Origin of the sequence: Corynebacterium sp. HMSC074C05, assembly GCF_001838325.1 — a bacterium.
Lineage (GTDB): Bacteria > Actinomycetota > Actinomycetes > Mycobacteriales > Mycobacteriaceae > Corynebacterium > Corynebacterium amycolatum.
On the sequence record NZ_KV836291.1, the window covers coordinates 131136 to 144754 of the forward strand.

At 57.5% G+C, this 13619-nt stretch carries 13 protein-coding genes; 7 read left to right on the forward strand and 6 right to left on the reverse strand.

The genetic code is table 11. The annotated features are described in order from the left end of the window. Positions 1 to 21: 21 nt before the first annotated feature. Together HMPREF3042_RS05980 and HMPREF3042_RS05985 are read right to left on the reverse strand one after the other, a co-directional pair. A complete protein-coding gene (locus HMPREF3042_RS05980; protein ID WP_070856500.1) occupies positions 22 to 1299 on the reverse strand; it encodes an amidohydrolase in 1278 nt (425 codons plus the stop codon). A gap of 44 nt (positions 1300 to 1343) precedes the next feature. Next, positions 1344 to 2693, reverse strand: a complete 1350-nt coding sequence (locus tag HMPREF3042_RS05985; protein ID WP_070856502.1) for a DUF4921 family protein — start codon at positions 2691 to 2693, stop codon at positions 1344 to 1346. Between the two features lie 113 nt (positions 2694 to 2806). On the opposite strand from HMPREF3042_RS05985, the gene HMPREF3042_RS05990 reads away from it, so the two are divergent. The 3 genes from HMPREF3042_RS05990 to HMPREF3042_RS06000 all read left to right on the forward strand — a co-directional run bounded on the left by HMPREF3042_RS05990 (position 2807) and on the right by HMPREF3042_RS06000 (position 5647). Continuing rightward, positions 2807 to 3190, forward strand: coding sequence for a hypothetical protein (locus HMPREF3042_RS05990; protein ID WP_038625702.1), 384 nt, complete (start codon positions 2807 to 2809; stop codon positions 3188 to 3190). A 255-nt stretch (positions 3191 to 3445) separates the two neighbouring features. After that, positions 3446 to 4789: an NADP-specific glutamate dehydrogenase gene (gene gdhA / locus HMPREF3042_RS05995; RefSeq protein WP_070856504.1), complete on the forward strand. Its 1344-nt coding sequence runs from the start codon at positions 3446 to 3448 to the stop codon at positions 4787 to 4789. A gap of 96 nt (positions 4790 to 4885) precedes the next feature. Beyond that, positions 4886 to 5647 (forward strand): sulfite exporter TauE/SafE family protein, encoded by a 762-nt coding sequence (locus tag HMPREF3042_RS06000; RefSeq protein ID WP_070856506.1) that lies wholly within the window; start codon positions 4886 to 4888, stop codon positions 5645 to 5647. A 49-nt stretch (positions 5648 to 5696) separates the two neighbouring features. Here the strand turns inward: HMPREF3042_RS06000 and HMPREF3042_RS06005 are convergent, their stop codons facing one another. From HMPREF3042_RS06005 to HMPREF3042_RS06020, 4 genes are all read right to left on the reverse strand, one after another. Next, positions 5697 to 6470, reverse strand: a complete 774-nt coding sequence (locus HMPREF3042_RS06005) for an amino acid ABC transporter ATP-binding protein (protein ID WP_070856508.1) — start codon at positions 6468 to 6470, stop codon at positions 5697 to 5699. Continuing rightward, positions 6471 to 7388, reverse strand: coding sequence for an amino acid ABC transporter permease (locus HMPREF3042_RS06010; RefSeq protein WP_370551012.1), 918 nt, complete (start codon positions 7386 to 7388; stop codon positions 6471 to 6473). Positions 7389 to 7451: 63 nt separating this feature from the next. After that, positions 7452 to 8345 carry an ABC transporter substrate-binding protein gene (locus tag HMPREF3042_RS06015; RefSeq protein WP_070851318.1) on the reverse strand — a complete coding sequence of 298 codons (894 nt, stop codon included), beginning with the start codon at positions 8343 to 8345 and terminating at the stop codon, positions 7452 to 7454. A gap of 219 nt (positions 8346 to 8564) precedes the next feature. Next, positions 8565 to 9884, reverse strand: coding sequence for an NAD(P)-dependent malic enzyme (locus HMPREF3042_RS06020; protein WP_070856512.1), 1320 nt, complete (start codon positions 9882 to 9884; stop codon positions 8565 to 8567). 308 nt (positions 9885 to 10192) lie between these two features. Here HMPREF3042_RS06020 and HMPREF3042_RS06025 point away from each other — a divergent pair, with 308 nt between their 5' ends. The 4 genes from HMPREF3042_RS06025 (at position 10193) to HMPREF3042_RS06040 (ending at position 13331) form a co-directional block, all read left to right on the forward strand. After that, the gene (locus HMPREF3042_RS06025; RefSeq protein WP_070856514.1) at positions 10193 to 11464 is read left to right on the forward strand and encodes an O-acetylhomoserine aminocarboxypropyltransferase/cysteine synthase family protein; all 1272 of its coding nucleotides are present in this window, start codon (positions 10193 to 10195) and stop codon (positions 11462 to 11464) included. A gap of 201 nt (positions 11465 to 11665) precedes the next feature. Next, entirely contained in the window at positions 11666 to 12430 is a 765-nt protein-coding gene (locus HMPREF3042_RS06030; protein ID WP_083327432.1) for an Ltp family lipoprotein, read from the forward strand. Between the two features lie 226 nt (positions 12431 to 12656). Then, entirely contained in the window at positions 12657 to 12833 is a 177-nt protein-coding gene (locus HMPREF3042_RS10865) for a hypothetical protein (RefSeq protein WP_168168089.1), read from the forward strand. A 144-nt stretch (positions 12834 to 12977) separates the two neighbouring features. After that, a complete protein-coding gene (locus HMPREF3042_RS06040; protein WP_070831628.1) occupies positions 12978 to 13331 on the forward strand; it encodes a hypothetical protein in 354 nt (117 codons plus the stop codon). Positions 13332 to 13619: the final 288 nt, after the last annotated feature.

A 13619-nucleotide genomic window follows, 5' to 3' on the forward strand; every position in this document is an offset into this window, starting at 1 on the left:
CAAGTGGCCGACAAAAGACCTTTACTTTGCCAGGTAGGACAGCACGGCGGCAGCGGCGGCAGAAGTCGCGGAGGTAGCCGTTGGCTTGAAGTCCGGCAGGAAGGTCGGCATGTGGTTTGACGGTACGTCTTCGACCACGCGGTCGGCAGCAACGGCGGCTTCCCACGTATCCCGAGGTGTCGCGCCAACTGTCCAGTAGACATACGGGCAGTTCAGGCCACGGGGAAGGTCTGAGAAGTCCTCCGACGCCGTCCACGGCACAGCATCGGTGGAATCTTCGCCGAGAACAGCGTCCATGACCGGGCGAATCGTGGCAAACGCCTCCGAATCATTGTCAGTGACTTCGCCGTGATCCGAGTAGTCAATCACAGGTTCAACCTCAGTGCCGGAAGCCAGGCACTCGCCACGAACAACGCGCTCAATGCCCGCAATGAGCTTGGCGCGTACCTCGTTGGAGTAGTAGCGAATGTTCAGCACAATCTTGGCCTGACCTGGGATTGTGTTATTCGAATTGCCAGACTGCAGCGTGCCGACGGACAAAACACCAAACTCGTGGGGAGGAATCTCGCGCCCCACAATTCCTTGCAAGCGCAGAACAATCGCGGCGGCCAAGTACGTCGGGTCAATGGCGTTGTGCGGCATAGATCCATGCGCGGAGCGACCGGTCAGCGTGATGCTGATGGTGTCACAGCCAGCAAGTGCCGGGCCGGGCATGGTCATTACCTGACCTGCGGGGCCGGGAACAATGTGCTGGCCGAAGCACACATCTGGGGTGGGGATGAGGTCTGCTAGGCCATCGTCAATCATGGCCTGTGCACCGCAGGCCAATTCCTCGGCGGGCTGGAACAGAGCAATGAAAGTACCCGACCACTCAGACTTAGTTGCTGCCATCAGGCTAGCCAGACCAAGACCGGCCGTCATGTGCATATCATGGCCGCAGGCGTGCATGACGGCGGTGGCGGAACCATCGCGGGCGGTACCGGTGGCTGAGGAAGCGAAGTCCACACCTGTTTCCTCGAAAACTGGAAGCGCATCGATATCAGCGCGGAACAGCACGGTGGGGCCGGGGCCATTTTCCATGACACCAACGAGGCCGTGGCCACCGATTCCCTCATGCACTGTGTAAGTGCCCATGTCGCGAAGAGCACCGGCCAGATACGCGGCAGTTTTCTCCTCTGCTTGAGACAGCTCCGGGTGCTGGTGCAGGTAGCGGTAGATTTCCCACTGCTTGTCCAACGGCACTCGATGGGTGGCGATGAGGTCGCGAATGCGGCTCAATCGTGCTTCATTGTTGCTCACCTGAATTAAGACTCCTTACTTCTTTCTCTATTCTGCCCATAGGCCTACAGTCGCGTTCCGTCCTCGACAAGCGGGTTGTACTTCAGGGAATTCGGCAGGCACTGGCACTCGGTCGCAATGTGAATGCTGTCCGAGATTTTCCCGGTCTCCCGTAGACGGTACATCTCTGGTACAACGCGGTCGCGCAGATCCCATGGGGAGATGGTGTTCAGATAAATCTTGGTGCCACCTTCAAAGCCGGCCAAGTTCGAGGTGCGCCACTTAATCATCACCCGCCATGGCATGCGAGCATCCAAATCGACAGGACGGTGATGCCATTCCTCATTGCATGGAATGGTGGGGCCGGCAGCGGCATGACAGGCGTGAATCAGATCCGACATAGCGTCGATTTCAGCGCGGGTTTGCAGCCACGGTTCGCAGATGTCCGACTTCGAGAAAATCTCGAGTGTGGGGTAGCGGTGTCCGAATCCGGCAAAGGCCACTGCATGCTCATTTTCCGCGATGATCAGATTGTGGCGGGCAGCATAGTCCACTGCGAACTCGTTGTAGATATTCGGGTTCTTGCGCACCGCTTGCACTTCGCGCTTGAGCTGCTCGCCGTGCTCATCGATGGCCACAAGCTGCTTGTGCAAGTGATCGAAGCTCGCGCCCGCCGGCTTCAGCCAGTTTTGGAAAGCGGCCACATAACGCACGTAGCGGTTACGTCGGTACAGGTCAGCAATCGACTCGACGGTAAACGCAATGAGTGCGTGGTGCTCGGCAACGCTCAACGTGCCAGAAGAAGCCAGCTGGTTATCGTGAGTAGCGCCGTCGACAAAGTGGCGACGGGCAACAATCACATCGTGGCCGCCGGCGAAATAGCTTGGGGCGCGGCGCAGCAATTCCTCGTCGGAAAGCGCGCTGATTTCCTCTTCGCTGCGTCCAGCGGCGCGGTAGCGCGTGCGAATGATGTTGAGCACGTGCTCGCGGCCCTTCGGGTCGTCGAGGTAGGCCTCCATGCGTTGCTGAGTTTCGCGGTCGGGCTCGAACCCGTAGTTGTCCGCCCAGTAGTCATACGAGACGATTTCGAACAGGTTGGGCACGCGGCGGAATTCCGCAGTGGTGTCGAAGAGCTGGTCAGGAAGTACTCCGGTCACTGTGGTGTAACCGCCGAATACTGAGTCATCGAGGACAACGCGGGCCTTCTCTGGCGGGGTTTGCAGCAGATTGTTCCAGCCGAAGGAATCGCGGGAACCAAAATCCTCCTCGCTCAGTGGCTGCGGATCCGGGTGCTTAATTCCCAGCGGCCGATTGCCACGACCGGGGACTGTCCACACCTGGGTACCGGAAAAAGGATTGACTTGCTTCACCGTGCCGTCGGCAAGCGTGATGAGGGGATTGCTGAAAGCCTGCATAAATTCAACACTACGTCGTTGTCAGCGATGGGCGCGCGCCAACGCAGGCGGATAGGAGCTTGACGACGGTTAGTTATTGTCTGGCCGTCTCGCGTGGCTTAGCCTGTGAAGTTATGTCGAAGATTGTTTTTCACTGCCTGGTGAAGCCGACTGAATCGGAGGCGCTGGCCGAGGCATTTCGTACCAAGTTGAGTGAGTTTGACCGCGCCGGGCGAGTTAGTGATGTGGCTGTGTCGGTGGCGTCGGCGGACACTGACGCGCAGTTGGTGGAGCAGTGGGAGCGTGAGAACCCGAAGGAGCCGCTCGGAGAGAGGAAGGTATTCCGTTATCTCTTGAGCTTCGATCAGCACGGTGGTTCTCTCAATGAACTCGCTATGGACCTCTCGGAGCTACTGACTCCGCGTGCAGAATTGCCCCCGGACCCGGTGCTGCGTGAGTTCGACGAATTACTCGAATCTGTTGCGACGTATCCCTGGAATGTTGCCGTATTTAGGTAATTTCCTACCTAATTCGTGAAAAGCGTAAGTCTCCACGAAGCCGGTGCTTGGCTTGGCCAGCGGGTGTAGCGCGAAACGCTACGAGTTTTCCCAGCAATATGCCGTTGTATAATTATGTCCGCTTCAATATCGACAGTTGCCCAGTCCTTGTGCACACAACCTGTGCCACCGAGTTACGGCAGCCGGGAAGCGGTTTACAACCGCTGACGGTTTGTTCTTCGTGGGCGCCATAATGGTTTCGCAGAGAGGTTTATTTTGAATATCGAGCAGAAGGTTTCGGGACTCTATGACCAGATTCTCACCCGAAACGCCGGTGAGCCGGAGTTCCACCAGGCAGTGGCAGAAGTTCTGGAGTCCCTGAAGGTCGTCCTGGAAAAGGATCCACACTACGGTGACTACGGCCTGGTTCAGCGTCTGTGTGAGCCGGAGCGCCAGATTATTTTCCGCGTGCCGTGGGTCGATGACCAGGGCCAGGTCCAGGTCAACCGTGGCTTCCGCGTTCAGTTCAACTCTGTGCTGGGCCCGTACAAGGGCGGTCTGCGCTTCCACCCGAGTGTGAACCTCGGCATCATCAAGTTCCTGGGCTTCGAGCAGATTTTCAAGAACTCCCTGACCGGCCTGCCAATCGGCGGAGGCAAGGGCGGCTCCGACTTTGATCCGAAGGGCAAGTCTGAGCTGGAGATCATGCGCTTCTGCCAGTCGTTCATGACTGAGCTGCACCGCCACATCGGTGAGTACCGCGATGTGCCTGCCGGTGACATCGGTGTCGGCGGCCGCGAGATTGGCTACCTGTTCGGTCAGTACCGCCGTATGGCCAATCAGCACGAGTCCGGCGTTCTCACCGGTAAGGGCCTGACCTGGGGCGGTTCCCTGGTTCGTACCGAAGCTACCGGTTTCGGCTGTGTTTACTTCACCGAAGAGATGATGAAGGCCAACGGTGCTGACATCAGCGGTGCCAAGGTCATCGTTTCCGGTTCCGGTAACGTCGCCATTTACGCCATTAAGAAGGCTCAGGAGCTCGGCGCTACCGTCGTCGGTTTCTCTGACTCCTCCGGTTACGTCTCCACTCCGAACGGCGTCGACGTCGAGCTGCTGAAGGAGATCAAGGAAGTTCGTCGTGCTCGCGTCTCCGAGTACGTGGCCGAGGCTGAGGGCGCTGAGTTCCACGAGGGTGGCAACATCTGGGAGCTCAAGGCCGATGTTGCACTGCCGTGTGCAACTCAGAACGAGCTGAGTGGCGAGTCCGCCAAGCTGCTGGTCGACAACGGCTGCCGCTTCGTTGCCGAGGGCGCAAACATGCCTTCCACCCCGGAGGCTATCGAGGTCTTTAAGTCCAACGGTGTCCACTTCGCACCGGGCAAGGCTGCAAACGCTGGCGGTGTTGCTACCTCCGCTCTGGAGATGCAGCAGAACGCGACCCGCGATTCCTGGTCCTTCTCCTACACCGATGAGCGCCTGAAGCGCATCATGACCAACATCTTTAAAAACTGCGAGACCACCGCAGCTGAGTACGATCACGAGGGTAACTACGTGCTCGGTGCCAATATCGCAGGTTTTAAGAAGGTCGCTAACGCAATGCTGGCTCAGGGCGTCATCTAGTTCGCATCGAGTCCGCTAACGTCTCCGCTTTACGACGGGTTCCCGGAGACCCCGCCCGTGGAGTAGCCAAAAAGCCCACGCTGTAAACTCCCTCCCATGGAGTTATCAGTGTGGGCTTTTGTCTTTATCGTGGCAACGATTTTCATCGGGGCACTGATGCAGCGAGTAGCTGGCATGGGACTCGGCCTGCTGGGAGGGCCAGTCCTCTCACTGATTGCAGGCCCAGTAGCAGGTATCTTGATTATCAACGTGCTCGCCACCGTCAATGCGGTCATGCAGACTATCTCGGTGCGAGAAAACGTCGACTGGAAGAAGTTCTGGCTAATTGGTCCGGTGATGGCTTTTGGGGCGCTGCCAGGCGCCTGGGTGGTTCACAACACGCCCAGCGGGCCACTCCAGGTTCTGGTCGGTGGGCTAGTGCTGCTTGCGCTGCTGGTGACATCCTTTATGCCTCAGCGCATGCGTGTCGACGGTCCACAGTACGCCGTTGCCTCTGGCGTTGCCGGCGGCTTTATGAACACCCTGGCCGGCATTGCGGGCCCTGCCATCACCGTCTATGCACAGGCATCTCGTTGGCCAGCGCAGACTTTTGCAGCCACGCTGCAGCCGCTGTTCTTTGTCTCCGGTGGGTTGTCCTTGCTGTTCAAGGAAATCAGCGCTGATGTCTCCGTCTTCTCCACCACGCCGGTTATACTCTGGCCGCTGTGTCTGGCTGCCACGGTGGTGGGTATATTTTTGGGCACTCGCGTTTCTCGGCGAGTGCCCATTGTGGAAGCCCGAAAGCTCGCGGTCATTCTGGCGACTACCGGCGCGGCAGTCACTATGCTTCGCGGAATCTCCGCAACTTTTGGCGCTTAGGCTTGCTGTTCCGCCTGCCAGCCTCCCCTGGCTGTTACTTCAACGGCTGTTACTTCAACAGCGAAGATAGGAAGTTGCGGGTGCGTTCGTGCTGCGGATTACTCAGCACCGCATCCGGGGCGCCCTTTTCCACGACCACGCCGTCAGCCATGAACACAACCTGGTCGGCGACTTCGCGGGCAAAGCCCATCTCGTGCGTCACGACGACCATGGTCATACCCTTATCGGCCAGACCATGCATGACGTTGAGAACCTCACCGACGAGCTCCGGGTCAAGAGCGGAAGTCGGCTCATCGAAGAGCATTAGCTTCGGTTCCATGGCCAGTGCACGAGCAATGGCAACTCGCTGCTGCTGGCCGCCCGAGAGCTGAACAGGGTAGGCGTCGGCCTTGTGAGCCAGACCAACAGTCTCCAGCAGCTCCATGGCACGCTTTTCAGCCTGCTCCTGGGAGACACCCTTTACCAGCACTGGTGCCTCGGTGATATTTCCCAGCACCGTGCGGTGCGGGAACAGGTTGAAGTTCTGGAATACCATGCCAATGTCGCGACGCTGGCGCGCAGCTTCTGCGGCGGAGATTTCGTAGAGGCTACCGTTCTTTTCGCGGTAGCCAATCAGGGAACCATCGACGTAGAGACGGCCTGCATTGACCTTCTCCAGGTGGTTGATACAGCGCAGCAGTGTGGACTTGCCGGAGCCCGAAGGGCCAATGAGGCAGGTAACCGTACCGCGTGGAACCTCCAGGTCGATGCCCTTGAGGACCTCGAGACGGCCGAAGTTCTTTCGAACCCTTTGCGCCTCAACCATCAAATCTTTGGTAGTCATTTACTGCGGATCCTCTCGGTAGAAGTGCTCTTCGTCCTTATCGACAACGCGAGCATTTGCAAGCGGCACACCTTCGGCGTCGGCAAGCGCGGCCAGCTGGCGGGCGGTGAGCTGACGGGTAGCGCCGCGGGCGAAGTAGCGCTCAAGGTAGAACTGGCCGACCATCAGAATCGATGTGATGACCAAGTACCAGGTGGCGGCGACCAGCAGCATCGGCACCGGCAGGAATAGAGCATTGGCGATATCCGTGGAGCGGCCGTAGAGTTCCAGCGAGAACGGCACTGCGATGACCAGCGAAGTGGTCTTCAGCAGGGAGATGAACTCGTTGCCCGTCGGCGGGATGATGATGCGCATAGCCTGCGGCAGGATAGTGCGGCGGACGGTCTGCCACCAGCTCATACCCAATGCCTTCGATGCCTCGGTCTGCCCCTCTGGGACAGCTTGAATGCCGGCACGGACAATTTCAGCCATGTATGCGGACTCGTTCAAGCCGAGACCGACGAATGCCAGCACGAAGGTATTGGAGAGAATGGTGCTTAAATCAACCTCGGTCACGCCCAGGTCAATCGTCGAGTAGATAGTGCCGAGGAGACCCCAAAAGACCAGCTGCACGTAGACCGGCGTTCCTCGGAAAACCCACAGGTAGAACCAAGCAACTGTGGACAGCACGGGGTTTTCCGACATGCGGAGCACTGCGACGATGGCACCGCCGATGATGCCGATGAGCATGGCTAGGACCGTAAGAGCAATGGTCCAGCCAGCGGCAGCGGCGATTCGTGTGTCGAACAGGTACTGGAAGTAAACATCCCAGTGGTAGGCCTCATTGCGGGCGGCACCGATGATGAACCACAGGAAGAGCACCAGCAGCACTGCTGCGGTAATCCAGCGCCCCGGGTGTGGCAGCGGTTTGGCCTTAATTTCTTCGTTGAGTTCCGCCTGTGTGGCCTCGTAGCGGGCGCCAGACGCAGATGAGTCGCTCACTTAAAGTTCCTCTCCGTTAATAGTGGCGCGTTCCAAAGCACCGTCTTCCAAACCCCATGTGGTCAGGATTTCCTTGTACTGGCCGTTGTCGATGAGGTACTGCAGTGCCTGCTGCAGCACTGGGCCGAGTTCTGAATCCTTCGGAATAGCGAAGCCGAACGGGGCACCATCGTAGATATCTCCGGCAAGTTCGAGTTTGCCCTCGGAGCGATTGACCGCGTAGGCACTGACTGGTGAGTCAGCTGCCAGCGCGTCAGCACGCCCCAGCACCACGGTGGTAGCTGCGGTACCAGCATCCTGGTAGGCCAACTTGTTAATTGGTGGCAAACCACGATCCAGACAATCCTGATTCTTTACCGGCAGGTCCTCCATGTCAGCGACGGTATTGCGCTGAACGGCGACAGTTTTGCCACAGTAGTTGTCGGAGCTGGCGTCGCTGCCCGGGCGACGTGCCCACTGCAGGCCGGTATCCAGATAGTCGACGAAGTCGTACGTCTTGCGGCGCTCCTCGTTTGACGTGAATCCAGATGCGCCAACATCGACTGCGCCGGCCGACAGGGCCGGCAGAATCAGTGCGAAATCCTGTTCTTGGATTTCAATCTTCAGGTCCAAGACACTGGCCATGGCTCGGATGAGATCGATGTCGAAGCCAATGATGGAACCGGCGGAATCCTTAAACTCTGCCGGGGCGAATGTTGGGTTGGTGCCGATGCGCAATACTTCGCGCTTACGAAGATCTGCTGGGACCTGTTTCGCCAGTTCGGGGACCGCTGCCGGTTTGATTTCTGACCAGCCCTCGGGGTTACCGCTTTCGTCATTGGTGACGCAGCCTGTAAGCCCTAAGAACAAGGTCGCAGTCAGCGTGGCAGCCGCCAATGCGATGGGTCTTTTCATATCTGAATATGTTACCTAGGCGCAGTAATACCTTAAATTCGGTACCCCTATTCAGCTGCGCCTTGGGCTGGTGCAGGAAAACCACACACTTTTCAGGCTTCTGGGAGTGGGGAACTGCGGGTGTTGGTGCGAAGTATCTAACAAAAATCGGGTCTGAACTAAGGAACAAAACCTTATCCAGACCCGATTTACACGGGGGCGCTAATCACCGCTGGTTTTCTAGCTTGCTTCAGCTGCGGCAAAACCATTGCCAGTGACATCGAGCGCGCCGACCGCGCCGGATGCCGGGTCGCTCAGCGCGGCATCGCGGACCGCCTTCGCCACGGCTGGCATCACGCGCGAATCCAGCGCCGACGGGATAATGCGGTCGGCACTCAGGTCTTCTACACCGACATTTGCAATCGCCTGAGTAGCAGCCAGCTTCATGGCCTCGGTGATCCGCTTGGCGCCCGCCTCCAGTGCGCCGCGGAACAGACCCGGGAAGGCCAGCACATTATTAATCTGGTTCGGATGATCCGAGCGGCCGGTGGCCACCACTGCGCCGTACTTGCGTGCGACTTCCATCGGAATCTCCGGAATCGGATTGGCCAGCGAAAACAGAATCGGGTCAGCGGCCATCTGGCTAATCGCATCCTCGCCGATACGGCCGGCAGAGACGCCGATGAACACGTTAGCGTCGACAAGCGCATCGTTGATCGAGCCGGTGATGCCGCGTGGGTTGGTCATGCCGGCGACCCACTGCTTGATGTCGCTCAGCGGCTCGCGGTCCGGGTGGATGATGCCGCGCGAATCGACGACAACGATGTCGGACACGCCAGCGGACAGCAGCATCTTCGTCGCAGCGACACCAGCGGCACCAGCGCCGGAGATGACCACGCGGAGATCCTGGAAGCTGCGGCCCGTCAGTTTACAGGCGTTGATTAGGCCGGCGGCGATGACGATGGCGGTGCCGTGCTGGTCGTCGTGGAAGATAGGAATGTCGAGCTCTTGGTCGAGACGCTGCTCGATCTCGAAGCAGCGAGGCGCGGAGATGTCTTCGAGGTTCACTCCGCCAAACGACGGTGCCAGCGCCTTGACCGTCTGGATGATTTCCTCCGTGTCGAGGGTATCCAGGACGATTGGCACTGCGGAGATACCGGCGAACTGCTCGAAGAGCTGGGCCTTTCCTTCCATCACAGGCAGTGCGGCCTTGGGGCCGATGTCGCCGAGGCCAAGGACTGCGGTGCCGTCGGAGATCACCGCGACGTTCTGGCCGGTCCAGGTGTAGGTGCGGGCCAGGGCCGGATCTTCGTGGATGGCCTCACAGACGCGGGCGACACCTGGGGTGTAGCCGATGGAGAGGTCGCGAATCGTCTCGAGCTTCATGGTCGAGTGCGAGCGGAGCTTACCGCCGCGGTGTGCCTCGAAGATTTCCGCATCTGTGATGGACGACGGATCTGTGGGGGCGGTGTCCTCCGGCACGACGTGAAGCGGCGTCTTAGGGGAGTTCGCGTTCGCAGTGTGGTCGGAGGAGCTAGAGGAAGAATTCGCAGCAGGCATGATGACAGTCCAAAACGTGTTGAGTACTGAGTACTTTGTACTTTGAGAAAACTCGACCGCGGCGTGAGCTGCTGGTGGGCAGTGCGTAAAGCCGGGAGCAAAGCCTGGCAGGTGATACGTAGTGGTGTGCGTAAAACTAAACCAGTCTTGCCATACGGGATTGGTATCTCATTATATGGACGGTGGGGTGGAAAATAAAATCTTAGCGGTTGGGGGAGCGGGGGCGGAACCTTGCTGCTGAAGCTCAAATTGCGCCACTTCGCGCCCTATAATCAGAATTCAATCAATTGAAAGGCCCATTTCGTCCCATGCAAGATCAGACTAAACTCATTCACTCCGGCTACGTACCAGGTAATAAAGACCCGCGTCAGGTGCCGATTATCCAGTCTACGACCTACACGTTCGACTCCTCCGACGACATCGCTGCGGTCTTCGACGAACCAACTCACGCATTGATTTACTCCCGCTTCGCCAATCCAACGGTTATGGCCGTCGAAGAGAAAATCGCCGACCTTGAGGGCGGCGCCGCAGCAATGGCTACCACTTCCGGCCAGGCGGCAACTGCACTCGCAATCATGAACCTGTGCTCCGCGGGCGACTCGTTTGTCACCTCTTCTGAGATTTACGGCGGTACCTCAAACCTCTTCGCTACCACTCTGAAGCGCTTCGGTATCGAGGCGATCTTCGTCGATCAGAATGCCTCCGAGGAGGAAATCGCCGCAGCATTCAAGCCGAACACCAAGGCGCTATTTGGTGAAATTATCGCCAACCCGGCGATGAGTGTGCTCGATGTCGAGAAGTTCGCCCGCATCGCCCACGGCCAGGGGGTACCGCTGATCGTCGACAGTACCTTCGCCACCCCGATCCTGTGTAAGCCCATCGAGCACGGCGCAGACATCGTCGTCCACTCCACTTCTAAGTACATGGACGGCCACGCAATCCAGGTCGGCGGCGTCATCGTCGACTCTGGCAAGTTTGACTTCACCAACGGCAAGTTCCCCGACTTTACCGAGCCCGACGAGTCCTACCACGGCGTCGTGTACACCAAGGACTACGCCGTCGCGCCGTTCGTCATTAAGGCGCGCATGCAGCTACAGCGCGACTTTGGCGCGTACCCAGCTGCTCACTCAGCCTTCATGCTGAATCAGTCGCTCGAAAGTCTCGACGTTCGCATGCGTCGTCACTGCGAGAACGCACTGAAGGTCGCCGAATACCTCGAATCGCGCACGGATTTGCTTAACGACGTTCGTTACCCCGGCCTGAAATCTTCTCCATACTACGAGCTTGCTCAGAAGTACCTCGACGGAGCTTCCGGCGTGGTCACGGTTGACCTCAAGGGCGGCCGTGAAGCTGGTACGACCTTCATGGATGCGCTGCAGCTGGTGACTCGTCAGGTGCACGTGGCCGACTCTCGTTCCTGTGTGCTGCACCCGGCTTCCACTACGCACCGCCAGGTTCCGGATGAGCAGCTGCCGTCGGTGGGGATCACCCCTGGTCTTGTCCGACTGTCCATTGGTTTGGAAAATGTTGACGATATTATCGCCGATATTGAGCAAGCGCTGGCCAAGGTTGAAAGCTAGGTTTTAGAGAGTTTAGCCAGGTCAATGCCCTGTTTGGCGGGGTAGGGCCTGGTTTTTTCTTACCTCCAGCGGGGGGTATGGTTCGTGAATCGAAAATATTTGTGTAGTGCGAAAGATTGAATCCGGGGTTGCTGAGATAGTTCCAACTGACGACAGAGAGCTGTTCGTTTATTGCAACTTCTACACAGGAGGCTTCTTACGATGTCCGATTCCAGTTTCCTTCAGAACCCGCAGGGCCCACAGAACCCGTATGGCCCCGAGGGGTCGTATGGCTCCCAGAATCCGCAGGCTTCACTGGGGCAGCAGTCCTACCAGCACAACCCGCAGGATCCGCTTGGTCAGCAGTCCTACCCGCAGGGTTCGTCGGCAGCTGGGCAGATGGCTCAGGCTCCGAAAGAAAAGAAGAAGGGTGGCTGCTTCAAGTGGGGTGGTATCGCCGCGGGTGCTGTCGTGGTCCTAGCCGTGGCGGCCAGCTTGACCGGTGGCGGCGATGCTGATTCGGGCGGCGATTCTGAAGCTGTGTCTCTCTTTGGTTCGGATACTGCAGTTGCGGCTGATTCGAGCTCTGTTGAGAATGCCGATTTCGCTGAGGATCCTGCGGCTGCTGTAGAGGAGCAGGGCCAGGCGGAGGAGCAGGAAAAACAGGATAAGCAGGATGAGAAGGTTCCGACCGAGTACAAGAATGCTCTCCGAAAGGCCAAGAGCTACTCGGATCTGATGCACATGTCCAAGGCCGGCATCTATGACCAGCTGACCTCGGAGTATGGCGAGAAGTTCTCGCCGGAGGCTGCCCAGTATGCAATGGACAACCTTGAAGTGGACTGGAATAAGAATGCACTGGAAAAGGCGCGCTCTTACCAGGATTCGATGGCTATGTCCCCGGATGCGGTTTACGAGCAACTGACGTCGGAATACGGCGAACAGTTTACTCCGGAGGAAGCTCAGTACGCGGTGGATAACCTGTAGCAGCGGGTTTCGTTTGGTGATGACGCCGATTGGCCTGAGCCCCAGTTGGATGCATGCTGCAAAAGGACGGCTTCCGCTTCACCAGAATGCATTTGCTGCACACTGAACGGCTGCTGGTGAAGCGGAAACCGTCTTGGCTGTTTTATGGCGTGCCCTGGCAGTTGAGCGACTGTCGGCAGCAAAACTTCGGCGCGGTGCAGATTGTGCCGAGAAAAATGTGGATTAGATGGCTGATTATGCATATTTCTCTAATGGCTCGTGGATGATAGGTGCTGCTGAAGGCGAGCCTGAAGGTAGTCCAGCTTATTTATTAACTGTTGGAGGAAAATGCATTAAGAAGACACACCAAGATTCACCAGAGATTGATGAGTTCATATCTCGTGCAGTCAAAGTGACCAAATGAGTAGTCGTAAACGAAAATAACTGTGAAAATGCTGCAGTATGGGCTGGATAATGCCTTTACTAAAATGTGTCGTACGGAGTTTGACTACCCGCTAAAACCTCCAGGTAGCGGCACATCCGAGGTAAGAAAGAGAGGGAAAATCGTATGGCACTAGATGATGTTATGCCGGCGAAGGTGACATATATTGACCCTAGCCGAGTTCTCCCCGTTGACAATGAAATTGAATATGAGGCGTTTGATGCGGTAGCCGACAAACTCCTTCTGTTGCTTGGAAATACAGCACGACGGCACACGATGGAAGACTATGAGGACGGCGGATATCCTGCGGAGGCGCTCAATTCAGCGCTTTGTGCTATCCAAGTACCGATACCCCGAAGTGCTGTTGACATCATTCGGTCATACATCCCGAAGCTGAATGAGTTCAACGATGATTGGTTTGGTGTTGAGGAAGCGCTTGACAACGCGATTGAGCGCTGCGGAATTGATGAGTCCGCATAGTTGGCAAAACAGTTGATGCCCCGTTCCACTTGAACTGCTCCCCACTAGTCGGTAACTGATTTCTCAGTCCAACTAATGGGGAGCAGTTCATCGGTGGTGGCGGGGTTTTCTTATGCCCGAAAACTGATTCACCCAGGAGCTAACGCAGGACCTAGCACGTAATACGCGGTTCATTTTTGGCTCACTTTTGGCTCAAAATACCCGTGAAAGTACGTGAAAGTGCGTGAAAAGAGTGAAAGATAGTGAATACTAACCCAAGAAAAAACCCGCCCCCACCAGGCTAAACGT

Coding starts and splice junctions, on each gene's coding strand:
- HMPREF3042_RS05985 (WP_070856502.1), bottom strand. CDS start 2,693: ATGCAGGCTTTCAGCAATCCCCTCATCACGCTTGCCGACGGCACGGTG.
- HMPREF3042_RS05990 (WP_038625702.1), top strand. CDS start 2,807: ATGTCGAAGATTGTTTTTCACTGCCTGGTGAAGCCGACTGAATCGGAG.
- HMPREF3042_RS06000 (WP_070856506.1), top strand. CDS start 4,886: ATGGAGTTATCAGTGTGGGCTTTTGTCTTTATCGTGGCAACGATTTTC.
- HMPREF3042_RS06005 (WP_070856508.1), bottom strand. CDS start 6,470: ATGACTACCAAAGATTTGATGGTTGAGGCGCAAAGGGTTCGAAAGAAC.
- HMPREF3042_RS06015 (WP_070851318.1), bottom strand. CDS start 8,345: ATGAAAAGACCCATCGCATTGGCGGCTGCCACGCTGACTGCGACCTTG.
- HMPREF3042_RS06020 (WP_070856512.1), bottom strand. CDS start 9,884: ATGCCTGCTGCGAATTCTTCCTCTAGCTCCTCCGACCACACTGCGAAC.
- HMPREF3042_RS06025 (WP_070856514.1), top strand. CDS start 10,193: ATGCAAGATCAGACTAAACTCATTCACTCCGGCTACGTACCAGGTAAT.
- HMPREF3042_RS06030 (WP_083327432.1), top strand. CDS start 11,666: ATGTCCGATTCCAGTTTCCTTCAGAACCCGCAGGGCCCACAGAACCCG.
- HMPREF3042_RS10865 (WP_168168089.1), top strand. CDS start 12,657: ATGGCTGATTATGCATATTTCTCTAATGGCTCGTGGATGATAGGTGCT.
- HMPREF3042_RS06040 (WP_070831628.1), top strand. CDS start 12,978: ATGGCACTAGATGATGTTATGCCGGCGAAGGTGACATATATTGACCCT.